Genomic DNA, 18,497 nt, shown 5'->3' on the forward strand with positions numbered 1-18,497 from the left:
AGACGACACTCGGCAATGGCGCCGGCCATCAACAGGCCGACGGCAACGTCCTGTCCTCGGTCACCCCGTCCTGCCTCGCGGAGGTTCATCTGAACGAAGTTGACACTGTCATCGTTACAGTGTCATCATCGAGCCATGGACGACGACACCTGGACGATCGCCGAACTGGCGGACCGTGCCGCCGCGGCTCTCGCGGCCGACGCGTCCGCGCAGGTCAGCGGCCGGGTGCGCGACCTGCCCAACGAGCGGCTGATCCGCTGGTACACCACGATCGGCCTGATCGACCCGCCCCTCGGCCGCCGCGGACGCACCGCCCTGTACGGGCCCCGCCATCTCCTCCAGCTCGTCGCGGTGAAGCGCCGCCAGGCCTCGGGCGCCTCCATCGCCGAGATCCAGGTCGAGCTCGCCGCCGCGACCGACGCCGACCTGGCCCGCATCGCCGCTCTCCCTCACCCGCCGGACGCCCGTTCGACCTACTCACCGGCCCCCGGCGCTTCACCTGGCCGAGCAGCCGGACGCCCCGGCTCGAACACGCCGGCCACTCGGGACGCTGATCGGGCTCCCCTCGGCGACCCCCAGGCAAGGCCGGAGAGCCAGGGCATGCCTCCAACAGCCCCCGAAGGGGCGGGGGGTGGCGAGAGAGGGAACTTCTGGAGCACGCGACCCGATGTGTCCTTCCGCCGCGACGTCGACATCAGCGCCTACGGCGAGCCCCGACCCGCGATCGTCCAAGGCGTCCGCCTCGCGCCCGGCCTCACCGTGCTCCTCGAGATCCCGGACCTGAACGGCGACGACCTCGCCGCCATCGAGGCGGCCGCGCGTCCGCTGCTCGACGAACTGCGACGCCGCGGCCTGCTCGACCCGGCGCGAGACCCCGCCGAAAGCCCCGACTTCCAGCCCGCCGACCCACCCCGGAGGATTCAGTGACCGTGCGCATCCTGCCGCTACCCGAGACCGCGCCGCCGGTACCCGACCACGGGCTCGGCGCGCTCAGCACCGACAGGGGAAACCTGCCGCTCGACTCCGTGGACGTGCACGCGTCCCTCACCGGCCTCGCCGCCCGCATCGAGATCGTCCAAGGCTTTCGCAACCCGTTCGACGTGCCGCTGGAGGCCACCTACATCTTCCCCCTGCCCGACCGCGCCGCCGTCACCGCACTGCGCATGGAGGCCGCGGACAGGGTCATCGAAGGGAGGCTGAAGGAGCGCGGGCAGGCGCGGCAGGACTACGACACCGCCATCGCCGCGGGTCAACGCGCGGCCATCGCGGAGGAAGACCGCCCGGACGTGTTCACCATGCGGGTGGGCAACATCCTGCCGGGCGAGCGGGTCACGATCCGCCTCTCCCTCGACCAGCCGCTGCCGCACGAGTCGGCGTCCAGCGCGACGTTCCGTTTCCCCCTCGTCGTCGCCCCCCGCTACATCCCCGGCGCTCCGCTCGACGGTGAGCGCGCAGGCCCCGGAGTGGCCGACGACACCGGCGCCGTGCCCGACGCGTCCCGGATCAGCCCGCCCGTCCTGCTGCCCGGCTTCCCCAACCCGGTTCACCTGGCCCTCAGGGTCGACATCGATCCGGCCGGGCTTCCGCTCACCCAGATCCGGTCGGCGCTGCACGTGGTCGCCGAGGAGGGCGACGGCGAGCGGACGACCGTGCGCCTGCAACCGGGCGAGCGGCTCGACCGCGACTTCGTCCTGCGGCTCGACTTCGCCCCTCGCGAGAGCGCGGCCCTCTCCCTCATCCCGGACGAGTCCGGCGAGGAAGGGACGTTCAGCCTCACCGTCCTGCCCTCTGGGGAGGCGAGGCCCCGCCCCCGCGACGTGGTGCTCGTCCTCGACCGTTCCGGCAGCATGCACGGCTGGAAGATGGTCGCCGCCCGCCGCGCCGCGGCGCGCATCGTCGACACCTTCCGCGCCGAAGACCGGTTCGCCGTCCTGTCCTTCGACACCGTCATCGAGCGCCCGCGCGACCTCGGCTCCGGGCTGGTCGACGGCACCGACCGCAACCGGTTCCGCGCCGTCGAGCACCTCGCGGCGCTGGGCGCGCGAGGCGGCACCGAGATGCTCACCCCGCTCGACGAGGGCTGCCGCCTGCTCGCCGACCCCAACCGCGACCGGGTCCTCGTCCTCATCACCGACGGCCAGGTCGGCAACGAGGACCAGCTCCTCGCCCACCTCGAACCACGGCTGAACGGCGTCCGCGTGCACACGGTCGGCATCGACCAGGCCGTCAATGCCGGCTTCCTGAACCGCCTCGCCGCGATCGGGCGGGGCCGCTGCGAACTGGTGGAGTCCGAGGACCGCCTCGACGAGGCGATGGAGCACATCCACCACCGGATCGCCGCCCCGCTGGCCACCGGCCTCGACCTGGACGCCGACGGGCTGGAGATCATCCCCGGCACCGTGGCGCCCGCCCGGCTGGGCGCCCTGTTCCCCGGGGTGCCGCTCCAGATCGCGGGCCGGTTCCGAGGCGCGCCCTCCGGCGCCCTGTCCGTGCGGGGGACGGCCTCCGACGGCACGGCCTGGGCGCAGCAGGCCACCGGCGTCGTCGCCGAGAACCCGGCTGCCCGATCCATCTGGGCCCGCGCACACCTGCGCGACCTGGAGGATCAGTACACGGTCGGCGGCCCCGACGACCTGGAACAGCGCATCATCTCGGCCTCCCTCCGATTCGGCGTCCTGTGCCGCTTCACCGCGTTCGTCGCCGTGGACAGCCGGGTCGCGACCGAGGGCGAGGCGCCGCACCAGGTCGTCCAGCCGGTGGAGATGCCCCGCGGCTGGGCGGGAGCCGCACCGATGGCCGCCCCGCGGATGGCCCCGGCCGCCTTCGCCGCCGACATGGAAGCCGCCGCCCCGCCGGCAGGTGCAGCCCCCATGGCCCCCATGTCCCCTGCGCCCATGCCGGCCGCCCCCTCCGGCCCGCCTCCCATGCCGCAGGGCGCCCCTCCCGGCTACGGCGCGCCGCCCCCGGTCTCAGGCCGCCCCGCCGGTCGCCCCGCCGGTCGCGCCCGGCGGGCGGCAGGCCCTGCACCCTCGCCCCTCACCCGGTTCCAGCAGGAACTGGCCAACGTCCTGGGTCGCCTCCGCCAGGTCCCCGACACAGGCGAAGAGCGCGTCCAGCACCTGCTGAGCGAACTCCTCCCCATCCTGGAGTCGATCGTCCAGCGAATGCAGACCCTCTCCCTGGACACCAAGCCCCTCGCCGAGCTCCGCGACGACCTGCACCGCCTCCGCCCCACCGCCGACCAGCCCACCGTCAACGACCAGTGGACCCGCGCGCTCCAGGTCCTCGCCGACTTCACCGGCGAGTCCCCACCCCGCCGCCCCTTCTGGAAGCGCCCCAGCTGACCCGAGGCGGGGGCGCCCGCAGCAGGAGGCCGCCCCCGCCGCACCGCACACCCACATGGCGCACAGAGCAGAGCGAACCAGGGCACGACTACCCCGGTGACGTGGCAGGTGGCGATGACACCTGCGCCTGCCGAACGAGAAACGCGAGGTAGAGGCCCATGCCCCACCGCACGGCAGCAGACGCAGACCTCCTCTTCGGGCGGGAAGCGTGAGGTAGAGGCACCTGCCCGACTGCACGGCAGGAAACGCAGACCGCCTCTTCGGGCGGGAAGCGTGAGGTAGAGGCACATGCCCGACCGCTCGCCAGGAAACGCAGACCGCCCTCTTCGGGCGGGAGGCGCGAGGTAGAGGCACATGCCCCACCGCACGCCAGGAAACGCAGACCACCCTCTTCGGGCGGGAAGCGCGAGGAAGAAGCGTGGCCTGACTGGCGAGTAGGAGGTGCGGGCAACAGGCGCTGGGCACGGGCGTGGGCCGGGCCGCGCTGTGGGAGGCGCGGTCCGGCCCACGTTGGCGGGGGACGGTCAGGTGTGCTTCGGACGGTAGCGGCGGAGGAGCGGGATCAGGTTCAGGGCCAGTCCGATCACGGCGACGCCGCTGACCAGGTTGACTCCGGGGTGGAACTCGGCGAAGCCGTCACCGCCGGCGGCCGTCCCGCCCGCGACCAGCGCGGTGACCACGGCCAGGACCAGGGCGGCGCCGACCTGGCCGGAGGTCTGGACGAGGCCGGAGGCCAGCCCCTGCTCGGAGTCGTCGATCCCGTCGGTGGCCTGAGCCATGATCGAGCTGAAGCCGAACGCGAACCCGCCGCCCAGCAGCAGCATCGTGGGCAGGATCGTGAACGCGTAGTGCGGAGCGTTTCCGGCCGTGGCGAGGAACCAGGCGTAACCGAGGCTCAGGGAGGTCATCGAGCTGATGATCAGGCGGGGCGTCCCGTACCGGTCGATCAGGCGCCCGACGAACGGTGAGCCGAAGGCCACGAGGAGCCCGGCCGGCAGCAGGGCCATGGCCATCTTCAGCGGCGACCAGCGCAGCACGTCCTGCAGGTAGAGCGTCATCATGAACTGAAAGCTCAGGTACGAGCCGAACAGCGCGACGATGCTCAGGTTGGCCCGCACGATCGAGCCGATGCGCAGGATGCCGAGCCGGATCAGCGGGTGGCGCACCTTCTTCTCGGTGACGAAGAACGCGATCAGCAGGGCCGCGGCGACGGCGACGGAGCCCAGCGTGACCGGGTCCAGCCAGCCGCGCTCGGGCGCCGAGACCACGGTGTAGACCGCGAGCAGCATGCCGCCGGTGAGCGTCACGGCGCCGAGAAGGTCGTGCCCTCCCTCGGCCGCCGACCGGTCCCGCGGGATCAGCGCGATGCCGGCGACAAGGGCGATCACGGCGAGCGGCACGGGCGTCAGGAACGTCCAGCGCCACCCGAAGCTGGTCAGCAGCCCGCCGAGGATCAACCCGGACGAGTAGCCGCTCGCCCCGAAAACGGAGAACACCGACAGCGCCCGGTTGCGCGCCGGCCCCTCGTGGAAGGTGGTGGTCAGAATGGACAGCGCGGTCGGCGCGGTGAACGCGGCGGCCAGCCCCTTCACGAACCGTGTGGCGATCAGCAGCGTGCCGTCGTTGACGAGACCGCCCACCAGCGACGCCACCGCGAACACGGCGAGAGCGGCGAGGAACACGCGGCGTCGGCCCAGGAGGTCGGCGGTGCGTCCGCCGAGCAGGAGCAGTCCGCCGTAACCGAGGACGTAGCCGTTGACGATCCACTGCAGCGACGTGGTCGAAAGGCCCAGTTCAGCGCCGATCGACGGCAGCGCGACGCCCACCATCGAGACGTCGAGTCCGTCGAGGAACAACACGGCGCACAGGACGGCGAGGACGCCCCACAGCCGGGGGGTCCAGGTCTGTTCGGCCGGCGCGCCCACGGCGCCCGGCGCGCGGACAGCGGAGTCGGGTGAGGTCTCGGTGATAGTCACGTCGAAGGACAGTACATGCACATGCATCAAATGTCCACGCACAAAGTTCCGCCGAATTTAATGCCTGTGCATCTGATGCGCACGCATGGTACGATGCGCGGCATGGAGGCGGAGTCTGCTCTGGTCGACCGCTGGCGCAAGCTGGCGACCTGCTACAACACGGTCGCGTGCGCGCTGGACCGCGCTCTGCAGGACGCCCACGGCCTGAGCATGAGCGAGTACGAGACGCTCGACCGTCTCGTCGATCAAGCCTGTGAGAAGCGTCGCATGCAGGACATCGCCGCGGCCATGTACCTCAGCCAGAGCGCCCTGTCCCGGACGGTCGCCCGCCTGGAGAAGCACGGCTACGTCGTGCGCGGGCTCTGCGAGGCCGACCGCCGCGGCGTCTTCGTGGAGATCACCGACGACGGCCGCCGCTGCCACGCCGAGGCCCGCGACACCCATCTGAAGATCCTCGCCGAGCACCTGACCGACTGACCCGGGTGCGTCAGGCGCAGGCGATGCGAGTGGAGAACCACTCGCCGGCCTTCGGATGCCCGAACGGCCAGGTCGGCTCGTCCTGGGGGCGCCGTGGTCGTGGTGGGGTCGAAGACCTCGGTTGACTGGTTCCGATCGAGCAATGCCGCGCCGACGGCGCTACTCGCCGGTCGTCCCGTCCAGCAGCTCGCGGGCGATGTCGAGGTGACCGACGTGGCGCGCGTACTCCTGGAGCAGGTGGAAGAGGATCCTGCCGAGGGACGGAGCTTGATCGGACGTACGGAAGCGACCGCCCAGGCGGGCCTTGTCGTCTAGCGAGGCACCCTCCACCAGCGTGCGTGTCCAGGCGACCTCCAGACGGTAAGCGTCCATGACCTGTGCGGTGGACCGGTCAAGAGGAATCGTCCATTCGGCCGCATCGCCCCCGGGCGGGTAGGCGAGAACGTCTTCGGCGGCGAATCCCCAGCGCATCCACCGGCGTTCGACCCAGCCGAGATGCTGCACCAACCCGAGCGGCGACCACCCCAACGGCTCGACCGGCGCGCGGAGCTCGTCGTCCGGCAACCCGGAGAGTTTGCGCATCAATGCCTCGCGATACCACTCCAGGTATCCGAGGAGGAGTTCACGAGCATCCGTCACCTCGACGCCTGGGCCATCGAGGAGCGCGGGAACCTGGTCCGGACGGTTCTGCATCCGCCGAAGGTTAATGCGGTCAGCCCCTAGAGCAGGCACGAGACGAGGCACTGGTCAGAACCTCGACACCCGTTTGTGCCGTCTCAGACGAAGTCGGCTTTCGTCATGCCTGGCGGATGGCCGGGCGGCCACTGCACGAGCTCGATCCGGTAGCCGTCGGGGTCGGTCAGCCATGATGTCCGGAGCCCCGGCCCCGGTTCGGCCGGCGGCTCGGCCGTGACGCCGTTGGCCGCCAGATCGGCGATCGCGGCCTCGAGATCGTCCACCTGGACGACCAGGTGGTTGACGGCGCCGGTGTCCTCGACCGGTCTCGCGGGATCGTGCACGAGCTCAAGGCTGACGAACGGATCGTCAGGCAGTTGGAGCATGGTGAGACTGCCGAAGCCGGTTTCGGGGACGCTGCCGACCTTGGCGTACCCGAGCGCGGCGTAGAAGGCGTGCGAGCGTTCCAGGTCGGTGACCCGCAGCCCGAGGTGCAGCATGCGCATGCCCGGCAGACTAATGCGACCTGGGCAAACCCACTACGCCCACGTGGGACGCGTAGCGGCGTCCTTGAAAGACGTGTTGAAAGTCCTCATCCGGCAGGGTGTGAAGGTGTGCGGAAGGCTCGACGGGCCGAATCTCGTTCGTGTCGGCTGCGGCGTGGAGGTGGCCGTCCAGCAGTCCGGGTGCTGGACGGCCGCCGCGGGTCACGCTGCTCACCGAAGTTTCTCGGCCAGCGCGACGATGATGCCCTGGGGGCCGCGGACGTAGCAGAGCAGGTAGGCGTCCTCGTACCGAGCGATCTCGCCGACGAGTTCGGCGCCGTGGGGGCGCAGGCGGGCGACGGCGTCCTCGACGTCGTCGACTTCGAACATGATGCTGCGGATGCCCAGCGTGTTCGACGGTGCGGGGTCGGGATCGGCGCTGATCGCCGCCGGCGCGTGGAACTTCGTCAGCTCGAGCTTGCCGTGGCCGTCCAGGGTCCGCATCATCGCGATTTCGGCGCGGAGGTCGTCGAATCCGTTCACCCGCTCCGCCGAGCGGCCCTCGATCGGGGCCCTGCCCTCCAGTTCCATGCCGAGTTCGGCGAAGAAGGCGACGGCGGCTTCGAGGTCGGCGACGACGATGCTGACGTGGTCCATTCGAAGTGTCATGTCGCCTGCCCTCAGGAGTCGGACGCCTGGCGTTCGGCCTGCTGCTGGATCAGTTCCTCGACGGCGCTCGGGAGGGTCGTCTCGAAGTCGATCAGTTTCGCCCAGGTCGGTGTGACGACGATGCGGACCATGCCCTCGTGGTACAGCGAACGCACCCCGGCCTCCCACTCGACCCGCTGCTCCGGCGTCATCTGGTAGGTGCTGTTCATTTCGAGGTACTCGTCCGGGATGCCGTCGGTGACGTCGAGCTCGGCGTGGCCGCGGATGAGCAGGATCTTGGGCGGGTGCACTTCGGTGTCGATCGTCAGGGCGACCGCCGGGTTCTGGCGGAGGTGGGCGAGCTTCGGGGCGTTCAACGCGGTGCACATGACGATCTCGGTGCCGTTCCAGCTGAACCCGACGGGAACGTTCCGCGGCGTGCCGTCCTTGGCGACGTAGGCCAGGCGGGTGATGTCGCGGGCCAGCATCTCCCGGCTCAGCGGACGGTTCAGGATCTCGGTGGTCTCGTTCGGCGTGGTCATGTGGTGTCTCCTGTCAGCTCTGGATCGGGAGGTCGTAGAAGCGCCGGGCGCTGGAGCCGATGCGGTTCAGGTCGGTGCCGTAGATGTGCAGGGAGACGGCGGTCTCGTCGCCGACGTTACGGACACGGTGGATGTCGCCGGGCGGGGCGAAGGCGCTGACCTCGCCGGTCGTGTTCGGGTTGTGGCCGGCCTCGATCAGGGTCGTGCCGTCTTCGGAGAGGGTGTACAGGTCCTCGTGCTCCACGCCGGCCAGGACCCCGAACACGCACCAGGTCACGTGGTCGTGGATGCGGGTCAGCGCGCCGGGCTGCCAGACGATCGCCACCATCGAGAACGAGCCGTCCGGCTCCACATGCAGGCGCCGGCTGCGGTACGTGCCGCGTTCGCCTCCGAACAGATCCGCGGGAAGCAGGCCGGGCGAAGGCAGGTGCTCGCGCAGTGCCTCGCCCACGTACGACGCGGTCTCACGCCAGTCGGCGTCGCGGGCGACCGCGCCGCGTACGGCGGTGAGGAGTTCGTCCAGCTCTGTGGCGGGGCGCACGGTTAGGGTGTTCATGGTGTCCTCCCCTGTCAGGTGATTCCAGCGTCGCCCCGACGGGGTCGTGCGGTCATCCGTGCTGACCGCAGAACACCACGGACGCTGCCACGGAAAGGGGCCCAGGGTGGCGGAGCGGATCTCTGAGCGGGAGGCCGAGGTGCTGGCCGCGCTGGGTGCGCGGCTGTCCAACGCGCAGATCGCGAATCGGCTGCACATCTCCGTGCGCACGGTGGAGAGTCACGTGTCGTCGCTGCTGCGCAAGTACGGCATGGCCGACCGGTGGGCGCTGGCCGAGCTGGCCCGATCCGGGGAGCGGGAGCCGGGCCGGATGGCCGGGCTGCCGGTGTCCGGGACGACGTTCGTGGGCCGTGCGGCCGAGCGCGCCGCCGTCCTGGCCGCGGTCGAGCAGGCCCGGCTGGTGACGCTGCTGGGCCCGGGCGGGGTGGGCAAGACCCGGCTGGCCGCGGTGGCTGCCGAGGAGGCCGTGGCGCTGTTCCCGTCCGGTGGGGCGTTCGTGGACCTGGTGCCGGTACGCGACGGGTTCGTGGCCCGCGCGGTCGCGACCACGCTCGGGGTGACCGAGGGGTCGCACCAGCCACTGGAGGAGGCGGTCGCGGCGCGGCTGGGCACCGGGCGGTCGCTGCTCGTCCTGGACAACTGCGAGCACGTGATCGACGAGGCCGCCGAGTTCGCCGAACGGATCCTGGCCGCCTGCCCCGGCACCCGCGTCCTGGTGACCAGCCGGGAACGCCTCGGCGTACCGAGCGAGCGCAGCGTGCCGATCGCCCCGCTGCCGCTGGGCTCGGACGCCGAGCGGCTGTTCCACGACCGGGCGCTGGCCGCGGACCCCCAGTTCGTGGCCGATCCCGCGGTTGTCGCGGAACTGTGCGCGCGGCTGGACGGCATGCCGCTGGCGATCGAGCTGGCCGCGGCCCGGGGCGCGTCGCTGGGCCCCACGGGACTGCTCGCGGCGCTCGACGACGCGCTGCGGCTGCTGTCCGGCGTACGCGGCGGCGACGAGCGGCACCGTTCGCTGCGCGCGGTCCTGTCGTGGAGCTACGACCTGCTCGATGAGGAGGAGCAGACGCTGTTCCGGCGGCTCGGGGTGTTCGTCGGGGCCTTCGACATGGACGCCGCGGCCGCCGTCGGCGGGGATCGCGCGGGCGTCGCGGACCTGCTCGGCCGGCTGGTCGACAAGAGCCTCGTGGTGCACGTGCGCGGGCGGGTCAGCCGCTGGCGCCTGCTGGAGACCGTACGCGCGTTCGCGCTGGCGCAGATGACGGCCGCGGGCGAGGAGGACAAGACCCGGGCGCGGCACCTCTGCTGGGCCGCCGACGCGGCGTCCGCCACGGAGGTCAGGATCGGCGATCCCACCTGGCGCGAGGACTTCGACGCCACGGCCGCGGACCTGCGCGTCGCGCTGGCCGCGGCCGGCGGCCCGGGCGAGGTGACGCACCGGCTGGCGAGCGCGCTGGCGCACCTGACCTTCGCCCGCCGCCACCTGCTGGAGTCCTTCGCCCACCACCGGACCGCCGCCGCGCTCGCGACGAGCGCCGCGTCGGCGGCACGCGACCTGCGCGCGGGAGCCGGGTGCGCGCACGTCAGCACCACGTCCGACCAGCACGTGTTCGAGCTGCTCCTGGAGGCCGCCGAACAGGCGGCACGGGCCGGCGACGACCGCGGCCGGGCGATCGACCTGGCCCGCGCGGTCGAGACGGCCTGCCGGTTCCCCGAGGCGTTCGAGCCCGGCGTCCCGTACGAGCACCTGCGCGGCCTCCTCGACGAGGCGGTCGCGGCCGGGCCCGGCGACGACCCGGCGGTCACGGCGCGCCTGGCCCTGGCCCGCGCGTGGCTGGCCGGCCCGGACCGGGGCGCGCCGGACCCCGAGCTGGCGTCGACCGCCCTCGCCGCCACCCGGGCGACCGCGGACCCCGTCCTGATCAGCTCCGGCCTGTGCGCGGCCGGGACCGCGGCACTACACGCCGGACGACTGCGCGAGGCCAATCGCATCACCCGCGAACGCCTGGCGCTGCTGCCGTCCATGGACCGCGACGACCCGTACTGCGCACCGGAGATCTGCAACACCTACGGCCGCGCCTGCGCCTACGCGATCATGACCGGCGACCTGCCCGGCGCGATGGCCGCCGCCCGCGCGGGCATCGGCGACGACCTGCTGCGCGACACCCACCTCACGGCCAGCCGCCTCGTCCAGCCGCTCGTGCTGACCGGCCGCTTCCACGACGCGATCGGACACGCCGAACGAATGCTGGACCAGTGGGACCGCGCCGGACGCCCCGCCCCGCTCTGGATGCTGCCGGCCGTGAGCATGACGGTGCTGGCCAGCGCGATGATCGGGGAGGCGAGGGCGGTGGCGCTGTGGCGGGCGCGTGCCGCGGAGGTGGCCGGCGGCATGCTCTGCACGGCACCGGTCGCGGCGTTCGTCGACGCACGCCTCGCCCTCCACGACGAGCGGTACGACACCGCCGAACCCCTCGTACGCAGGGCGTTCGCGGTCGACGCCTCACTGGACAAATACCTCGTGTACGCGCGGGCGGCGGGCGCGGAACTGGCCGTGGCGGCACGCCTCCCCGACGCGCCGGACCTGCTGGCGGCGGCCGCCCCGCTCGCCGAAGAGAACACCTGGGCCGCGGCCTGCCTCGCCCGCGCCCGCGGGCGCCTCCACAACGACCGCGCCGAACTCGCCCGCGCCCTCACGGCGTTCGAAAACCTGGACGCACAGGCCGAACGCGACCACACCAAAGCCCTGCTGGCGCGCCTCTAACTGGACACCGCCTGTTAGCAAAAGGCCCCTTCCGGGATCGGAAGGGGCCTCTGACGTGGAGCCGCCTATCGGAATCGAACCGATGACCTATTCATTACGAGTGAATCGCTCTGCCGACTGAGCTAAGGCGGCGTGCCGTGTGGGCACGGCGGGAAGCAGTCTACCGGGTGTTGGGGGGTGGGCGTGCACTGGTTATTCAGCGGCAGGTGGTCCCGTTCTTGGGCGGGTCGGTGCTGATCAGGTAGTCGTCGGTGGCCTTGGTGATGCAGGAGTTGCCTTGGAGGTAGGCAGTGTGGCCGTCGCCGTCGAAGGTGAGGAGGACGCCGCTGGAGAGCTGGTCAGCCAGGCTCTGGGCCCACTTGTAGGGGGTTGCGGGGTCGCGGATGGTTCCGATGACGACGATGGGAGCGGCGCCCTGGGCGGTGATGGGCTTGGGGGCCTGTTCGGTCTGGGAGGGCCAGTAGACGCACGGGAGGCCGCCCCAGACGACGAACGGTCCGAAGCGGGGCGCGACCTTCTTGGCTTGCTCTGCGGCCTTGCCGTAGGCGGCGAGGTTCGACGGGTTGGGCTTGTCGACGCAGTTGACGGCCATGTTGGCATCGGTCTGGTTGCTGTAGGTGCCGTTCGCCTTGCGCTCGACCATCTCGTCCGCGAGCGCCAGGAGAAGGGTGCCGTCGCCCTTCTGCGTCGCCTGGGTGAGCGCCTGGCGCAGGACGGGCCAGTACTCCTTGACGTAAAGGGCCCGGGCGATGCCCATCACGGCCAGGGACTCGGTGACCTTGCGGGAGTCGCGCGTGTTGCTCAGGGGCTTCTTGTCCGTGGACGTGAGGAAGGAGGAGACCTGGCCGATGACCGCGTCCGGGGTGTTGCCGAAGGGGCAGCTACCCGTCTTCACGCAGTCGTCGGCGAAGGCTCGGAGGGCGGTTTCGAAGCCCTTGGCCTGCTCGATCAGGAGGTCGGTGGACGACAGCTTCGGGTCGACGGCGCCGTCCAGGACGAGGGCTCGGACGTTCTTGGGGAACTGCTCGGCGTAGAAGGCGCCCAGGTACGTGCCGTAGGAGGCGCCGTAGTAGGTGAGCTTCTGGTCGCCCAAGGCGGCGCGTAGGACGTCCATGTCGCGGGCGGCGTCGACCGTGCCGACGTGGGGAAGCTCCGAGTCGGCCTTGGCTTTGCAGCGCTGTGCGAAGGCGCTGCTTTCGCTGCCCAGCTTGTTGGTCTCGTTCGGGTCGTCCGGGGATGCGTCGGTGGCGAAGAACTCGTCCAACTGGGGTCCGGTGTTGCAGCGGACGGGGTCGCTGGACGCCACCCCACGCGGGTCGAAGCCGACGATGTCGAAACGGCGGCGCAGGTCGCTCCCGAAGGTGCGGGCAGCCTGGCGAACGAAGTCGACCCCGGAACCGCCCGGCCCCCCGGGATTGGTGAGAAGCGAACCGATCCGTTCGGACTTGTCTTCGGCAGGGAGCCTGATGAGCGAGATGCCGACCTTCTCGCCGGACGGCTTGGTGTAGTCCAAGGGGACCTGTACGGTCGCGCACTCGAAGCCGTTGCCACAGCCCTTCCAGGACGGCTTCTGACCGTAGAACTGCCCGAGGCCCGTGGGAACGCTCGCGGCCTGGCTCGTGTTCTTGTCGCCGCCGTCGCAGCCGGTGACCGTCGCCAGGACCAGCACAGTAGCCACGCTGATGAGTCTCGCTGCCCGCACCCGGTCCCCGTCTCGTCGTAGCGGCACGTACGCCGCCGCCTACGCTACGTCGGCATGGTGGTCGAGGGCTACTTCCCTCGGTATTCGTGTTCGATGCCGTCCAGAAGCCACTTGAGACCCAGCTCGAAGCTGTCGCCGCGGTAGAAGCTCGTCTCCAGGAAGGGTTTGAGGTGAGGGAGCTCGCCGCGTTCCACCAGCAGCTGTACGTACGACTGCTCCAAGGGGGTCGTCTGGACGCGTTGCGGGGCGGCCTCGGCGACCTGCCGCTCCATCGTGATGAAGCCCAGCATGTAGTGGTCGATCGTCTTGACGATGGCCAGCATGCCGTCCGGATCGTCGGTGAGCCGGGCGGCGGCGGCCATGGACTGCTCGATGTGGCGCAGGCCGTTGGGTCCGATACGCGGGGAACGTCCCGCGAGTTGCAGCATCCAGGGGTGCCGCAGCCCTGCCTCGCGCTCCTTCCGGGCGATCTCCATCATCGCCTCGCGCCAGCCGCCCGGCAGCTCGCCCTGGACCAGGACCTCTTCGGCGACCTCGTCGTACATCAGGTCGAGCAGGTCTTCCTTCGCATCGATGTGCGTGTAGAGGCTCATCGCCCGGACGCCCAGCTCGCTCGCGATGCGGCGGATCGACACCGCGTCCAGGCCCTCCGCGTCCGCCAGCCTGATCGCCGCTTCGACGATCGCCTCGCGTGTCAGCTTCGGCCGGCGTCCGCCGCGCTGACGCGTCCACACATCGCCTGACCTCGGTGTTGCCGCCACACCTGAGATCGTACGCGATACGGCGTATCGATACGGTGTACGGAACGAGCGAGACGCTGTATGGTGTTGCCGATACGGCGTACGGAAACCGGAGGGGAACGGGATGACCACGGCAGACACCGCACCGCCCGTCCAGAAGGCGCCCATCGATCCGCACCTGCGCAATCTCGCGGTCGTCGTGGTGCTCGGCGCGATCATGACGGTCCTGGACAGCACGATCGTCAACGTCGCGATCACCGCGCTGGGCCGTGACTTCGGCACCTCGCTCTCGACCATCCAGTGGGTCGTGACCGGCTACACCCTCGCCCTCTCGATGGCGATCCCGCTGACCGCGTGGTCGGTGCGGCGGTTCGGGGCCCGGACGATGTGGCTCGTCTCGCTCGGCCTGTTCATCGGCGGGTCGCTGCTGTGCGGGCTCGCCTGGTCGGTGCCCTCACTGATCGCGTTCCGCGTCCTGCAGGGATTCGGCGGCGGCATGCTGATGCCCGTCGGGCAGACGATGCTCGTCCGGGAGGCCGGGCCCGACCGGATGGGACGCGTGATGAGCATCGTCTCGGTGCCCGCGATGCTGGCCCCGGCCCTGGGCCCGCTGCTCGGCGGCGTGATCGTCGACAACCTGAGCTGGCGGTGGATGTTCTTCGTGAACGTCCCGTTCTGCGCGCTGGCGCTGCTCGCCGCCCTGCGAATGCTGCCCCGCGACGGTGAGCGCAGCAAGGACGCCCGGCTGGACGTCATCGGCATGGTGCTCCTGTCCCCCGGCCTGGCGGCCCTGGTGTACGCGCTGTCGGAGGCCGGCAACGGGACCCACCTGACCAGTGGACGCTTTCTCGTCACCGCGATCGCCGGCGGTGTCCTCGTTGCGGCGTTCGCGGCGCACGCGTTCCGCAGGGGCGACGGCGCCCTCATCGACCTGCGCCGCCTGAGCACCCGGGCCTTCGCCGCCGCGACCGGCGGGTTCTTCCTCTACAGCGCCGCGATGTTCGGCCTGATGATCCTCGTTCCGTTGTTCGCGGGGATCGTCCGCGGGGAGTCGGCCCTGGACGCGGGCTGGCTGCTGGCACCGATGGGGCTCGGCGCGATGGCCACCATGTCGGTGTCGGGGCGGCTCGGCGACCGCTTCGGCGGACGGTGGCTCGTGGTCGGCGGCATCCTCTGCGTGCTCGCCGGAACCGTGGCCCTCACCACCCTCTCCCCCGACACCGGACGAACCACGATCATGGGCGCGATGCTGGTCGTCGGTCTCGGCCACGGCATGATCGCGCCGCCCCTGATGGCGATGGCCTACCAGGGCCTCCCCCGCGAAGCGGTGCCTGCCGCGACCACCGGCGCGAACATCCTGGTCCGCGTCGGCAGTTCGTTCGGCACGGCGGTGACGGCGGTCGTCCTCCAGATCGGGATCCGCCACGAGATCCCGGGCGCATCCGGCAGTCTGGACGAGGCCGCCGCACACCACACGGCAGATTCACCGTCCCTCCTGGCGAACGCCTTCACCGACACCTTCTGGTGGATGGCCGTGTTCCTGGTGGCGGCCCTGGTCCCCGTGCTCGCCGTCCCCCGCAAACCAAAACAAACCCCACTCACCCCGGCCTGACCGGCCTCGGCTGGGTCAGTTGCCGCTGGTCTGTTGCGGGGGCGCGGGCGGGGCGTCCTGCCCTCTGCCGTTGCCGCGCCGTGGGGCCAGGGAGGCGCACGCCTGCATGGCTTTCTGCTCTGCCGCGGACCTCGTCGGGCGGTCGGTCGGAACGCCGGAGGGGCGGCTGCCGGTCGGGAGCCCATCTGGTCGGCCTGTCGGGGCGCCGGAGGGGCGTCCACTTCGTGGCCCCCCTGGGGCACCGCTTGGACGAGTTGTCGGGGCGCCGCTCGGACGATCCGACGCGCGGGCTGATGGTGGTGCGCCACCTGGGGCTCTGCCGCCTGGGAGATCGACGCCCTGCTTCTCAAGGCAGGCGCGGAACGAGGCCATGGGGTCGGCTCCGGCCGTCTTGCCCGAGCCCGCGGCAGTGTCGCCGCTTCCGCAGGCCGTGGTCAGCAGGATCGCCCCACCGACGGTCAGGGTGCCGAGCATCCGGATTGCGCGCGTGGTGCCCATTGAGATCTTCCTCCTTCTTCGCTCCGCCGACCCCCACGTCAGGAACCTGGCGCAGGTCGGGGCGGTCAACGGCCGGAGCCTTCGTTCACGGTGGTCGCGGTAAGGGAGCCGTCCTGGCCCGTGGAACCCTGGACGACGACGGTCGTGCCCGCGCCGAGGTCGCGCAGCCTGCCGTCCTCGACAATGCGGATCTTGGTCGTGCCGGTGGTCCTGACCTTCACGGTCTCGCCGGAGGCGGTGCGCAGGTACAGGGTGCTGCCGACGACCTTGGTCACCGTCCCGGCGGTTCCCGAACCGCCGCCCGGGCGGGACCCCGTCCCGTTGGCCGCGCCGCCCGGTGCGCCGCCCGGTGCACCGCCCGGCCCGTTGCCCGACCCGTTGCCCGGTCCGCTGTTCGCGCCGTTGCCCGGGGCGCCATAGCCGCCCTGTGGCGCCGAGGCGCCGGGCGGCCCGCCGTAGCCGTTGGTCCTGGCGCGTCCTCTCTCCTGCCCTCCGGCATCGCCGCCGGCGGACGCACCGGAGGTCCCGCCCGAAGACCATTTGTGCGTCTGGACCCCGCCGAGGAAGCCGGCAACGAGGAGGACCCCGGCCGCGAGGTAGAGCGTCGGCCCTGGCAGAGACCTTGGCGATGGCCGCGCCGCCGGCTCGGTGTCGAGATCGTCGTCGAACGGCGAGCTCGCCAGCAGCTCCGCGTCCCCCATCGGGTTCTCAGACATGTCCCGCCTCTCACTCACAGCGCCCCGTCACCACACGAACGGCGTCCCAATTTGTCCCTCTCACCCCAACTGTCGGCAGCCCCGCCCACTCCGGCCCGCCCGCCCGTGAACGCATGCTGCGCCCGCCAGGCGAACGGCGATGCACCCCCGGCGACCTGTCGGCGGCGATCCTCCGGAGGTTCTCCGGCTCCTTCGCCGTGGCGATGTCCGTGCACGCCCGCCAGGGCAAAAGGGCAGGTCGCCCGTGTGCGGTCGCCTTGAAGGAGTGGAAGGTGCTGGTGGCTTTCGCCGGCCTGGGCGGCTGCGGCGGAGTGGAGTGCTTGTCGGAAGGGGGAAGGGCGGGAGGCGTGGCTGGGTGCGCATCGTCAGGGTGGGTGACGGGTGCGGATGGCGAGGTGCGTTCGTCTGCCGCATTCGGGCGCGTGGGCGGTAGCGGCGCGGGTTGGGGGCGCATGGGGTCCTTGGTCAGTCGTGGCGTAGGGCGTCGATGGGGCGAAGCTTGGCGGCGCGGTTGGCCGGGTAGCTGCCGAAGAACAGGCCGATCGCCAGGGAGACGGCCAGGGCCAGGACGATCGACGAGGGCACCAGGACGGGCTTGACGCCGGCGATGGTGAAGAGGCTGCCGATGACGCCGGCGAGGACGCCGAGCAGGCCGCCGGTGAGGCTGAGGACGGTGGCCTCCGCGATGAACTGGCCGAGGATCGCGCCGCGCGGGGCGCCGATGGCCTTGCGGATGCCGATCTCGCGGGTCCGTTCGGTGACGGTGACCAGCATGATGTTGGTGATGCCGATGCCGCCGACCAGGAGGCTGATCGCCGCGACGGCGCCGAGGAGGACGGTGAAGGTCCGGCTCGACTCGCTGACCGCCGACTGGACGCTCGCCTGGCTGGAGACCGTGAAGTCGGCGGCGCCCGAGGAGGCCACGTCGTGCCGCTGGCCGATGATCTGGGTGACCTCGGCCTCGGCGGCGCCGACCGCGCCGCTGCCGGTGGCCTGGACGATGATCTGGTCGAGCGCGCCGTAACCGGTGAGGGTCTCCTGGACGGCCGGGAGCGGCGCGACGGCGATGCTGTCCGGGTCGGAGAAGGTGGACGAGGAGGAGCCCGTCGCCTTGAGGACGCCGGCGACGGTGAAGCGGATCCCGCCCACGTCGATCTTCTTGCCGATCGGGTTCACCCGTCCGAACAGGTCGGACGCCACCGTGCTGCCGAGCACGACCGTCTTGCGCGCGGCGGCGACGTCCTCGGCGGTGAACGCGGCGCCGGACGCGAGGGTCTTGTTCGCCGCCGCGAAGTAGGACGGGGTCGTCCCGACGAACTGGCCGATGGTCGCACTCGTGCCGGCGTACCCCGCGGTGACGGACTGGCTGGTCACGACGGGTGACGCGGTCCTGACCGACGGGGCCTGGCCGGCGGCGGTGAGGGCTTCGGCGTCCGCCGCGGTGAGGTCGCGGGCCTGGGTGCGCGGGCCCGAGGCCTGGTCGGTCGCCCCGAAGCCGCCCGGGCCGCCGCGGCCCGTGGTGGACGGCGTGACGGTGAGGGAGTCGGCGCCGAGGCGCTGGATGCTCTTCTTGATCTGCTCGGACGAGCCGTTGCCGACCGCGACGAGCAGGATGACGGCGCCGACGCCGATCAGGATGCCGAGCGTGGTGAGGGAGCTGCGCAGCTTGTTGGCCGACAGCCCGCGGACCGCGAAGCGCAGGATCTCCAGGGCGCTCACCTGGCCTCCTTCGATGCCGGGGACGCGGCGCGCGGCCGGGTGC

Annotated in this window: 15 protein-coding genes and 1 tRNA gene; 5 read left to right on the forward strand and 11 right to left on the reverse strand. The window is 71.4% G+C overall.

Annotated features, from left to right (window positions below):
• Window positions 1–135 precede the first annotated feature (135 nt).
• Both BJ999_RS42705 and BJ999_RS43340 read left to right on the forward strand, forming a co-directional pair.
• Window positions 136–927, forward strand: coding sequence for a MerR family transcriptional regulator (locus BJ999_RS42705; protein WP_179837868.1), 792 nt, complete (start codon window positions 136–138; stop codon window positions 925–927).
• Window positions 924–3,344, forward strand: a complete 2,421-nt coding sequence (locus BJ999_RS43340) for a VIT domain-containing protein (protein WP_268247866.1) — start codon at window positions 924–926, stop codon at window positions 3,342–3,344. The genes BJ999_RS42705 and BJ999_RS43340 overlap by 4 nt, the downstream gene beginning before the upstream one ends.
• A gap of 524 nt (window positions 3,345–3,868) precedes the next feature.
• On the opposite strand, the gene BJ999_RS39060 is transcribed toward BJ999_RS43340, so the two are convergent.
• A complete protein-coding gene (locus tag BJ999_RS39060) occupies window positions 3,869–5,347 on the reverse strand; it encodes an MFS transporter (protein WP_179837870.1) in 1,479 nt (492 codons plus the stop codon).
• 75 nt (window positions 5,348–5,422) lie between these two features.
• Here BJ999_RS39060 and BJ999_RS39065 point away from each other — a divergent pair, with 75 nt between their 5' ends.
• Entirely contained in the window at window positions 5,423–5,797 is a 375-nt protein-coding gene (locus BJ999_RS39065) for a MarR family winged helix-turn-helix transcriptional regulator (protein WP_179837871.1), read from the forward strand.
• A 159-nt stretch (window positions 5,798–5,956) separates the two neighbouring features.
• Here the strand turns inward: BJ999_RS39065 and BJ999_RS39070 are convergent, their stop codons facing one another.
• The 5 genes from BJ999_RS39070 to BJ999_RS39090 all read right to left on the reverse strand — a co-directional run bounded on the left by BJ999_RS39070 (window position 5,957) and on the right by BJ999_RS39090 (window position 8,703).
• Window positions 5,957–6,490 carry a DinB family protein gene (locus tag BJ999_RS39070; protein WP_179837872.1) on the reverse strand — a complete coding sequence of 178 codons (534 nt, stop codon included), beginning with the start codon at window positions 6,488–6,490 and terminating at the stop codon, window positions 5,957–5,959.
• An 83-nt stretch (window positions 6,491–6,573) separates the two neighbouring features.
• A complete protein-coding gene (locus BJ999_RS39075; protein WP_179837873.1) occupies window positions 6,574–6,978 on the reverse strand; it encodes a VOC family protein in 405 nt (134 codons plus the stop codon).
• Window positions 6,979–7,188: 210 nt separating this feature from the next.
• Entirely contained in the window at window positions 7,189–7,614 is a 426-nt protein-coding gene (locus BJ999_RS39080; protein WP_218936423.1) for a VOC family protein, read from the reverse strand.
• Between the two features lie 23 nt (window positions 7,615–7,637).
• A complete protein-coding gene (locus BJ999_RS39085) occupies window positions 7,638–8,147 on the reverse strand; it encodes a pyridoxamine 5'-phosphate oxidase family protein (protein ID WP_179837875.1) in 510 nt (169 codons plus the stop codon).
• A 13-nt stretch (window positions 8,148–8,160) separates the two neighbouring features.
• The gene (locus BJ999_RS39090) at window positions 8,161–8,703 is read right to left on the reverse strand and encodes a cysteine dioxygenase family protein (protein ID WP_179837876.1); all 543 of its coding nucleotides are present in this window, start codon (window positions 8,701–8,703) and stop codon (window positions 8,161–8,163) included.
• A 106-nt stretch (window positions 8,704–8,809) separates the two neighbouring features.
• Here BJ999_RS39090 and BJ999_RS39095 point away from each other — a divergent pair, with 106 nt between their 5' ends.
• On the forward strand, window positions 8,810–11,467 hold the full coding sequence (locus BJ999_RS39095; protein WP_179837877.1) for an ATP-binding protein: 2,658 nt from the start codon (window positions 8,810–8,812) through the stop codon (window positions 11,465–11,467).
• 56 nt (window positions 11,468–11,523) lie between these two features.
• Here BJ999_RS39095 and BJ999_RS39100 read toward each other — a convergent pair.
• The 3 genes from BJ999_RS39100 to BJ999_RS39110 form a co-directional block, all read right to left on the reverse strand.
• A tRNA-Thr gene (locus BJ999_RS39100) sits at window positions 11,524–11,599 on the reverse strand.
• Between the two features lie 64 nt (window positions 11,600–11,663).
• On the reverse strand, window positions 11,664–13,145 hold the full coding sequence (locus BJ999_RS39105; RefSeq protein WP_229810664.1) for an alpha/beta hydrolase: 1,482 nt from the start codon (window positions 13,143–13,145) through the stop codon (window positions 11,664–11,666).
• Window positions 13,146–13,237: 92 nt separating this feature from the next.
• Window positions 13,238–13,930 carry a TetR/AcrR family transcriptional regulator gene (locus BJ999_RS39110; RefSeq protein ID WP_179837879.1) on the reverse strand — a complete coding sequence of 231 codons (693 nt, stop codon included), beginning with the start codon at window positions 13,928–13,930 and terminating at the stop codon, window positions 13,238–13,240.
• A gap of 103 nt (window positions 13,931–14,033) precedes the next feature.
• Between BJ999_RS39110 and BJ999_RS39115 the strand changes: the two genes are divergently transcribed.
• On the forward strand, window positions 14,034–15,521 hold the full coding sequence (locus BJ999_RS39115; RefSeq protein WP_179837880.1) for an MDR family MFS transporter: 1,488 nt from the start codon (window positions 14,034–14,036) through the stop codon (window positions 15,519–15,521).
• A gap of 563 nt (window positions 15,522–16,084) precedes the next feature.
• Here BJ999_RS39115 and BJ999_RS39120 read toward each other — a convergent pair.
• Together BJ999_RS39120 and BJ999_RS39125 are read right to left on the reverse strand one after the other, a co-directional pair.
• A complete protein-coding gene (locus tag BJ999_RS39120) occupies window positions 16,085–16,735 on the reverse strand; it encodes a hypothetical protein (protein ID WP_179837881.1) in 651 nt (216 codons plus the stop codon).
• A gap of 465 nt (window positions 16,736–17,200) precedes the next feature.
• A complete protein-coding gene (locus BJ999_RS39125; RefSeq protein ID WP_179837882.1) occupies window positions 17,201–18,454 on the reverse strand; it encodes an ABC transporter permease in 1,254 nt (417 codons plus the stop codon).
• Window positions 18,455–18,497 lie beyond the last annotated feature (43 nt).

It is taken from the genome of Actinomadura citrea (genome assembly GCF_013409045.1).
Taxonomy (GTDB): domain Bacteria; phylum Actinomycetota; class Actinomycetes; order Streptosporangiales; family Streptosporangiaceae; genus Spirillospora; species Spirillospora citrea.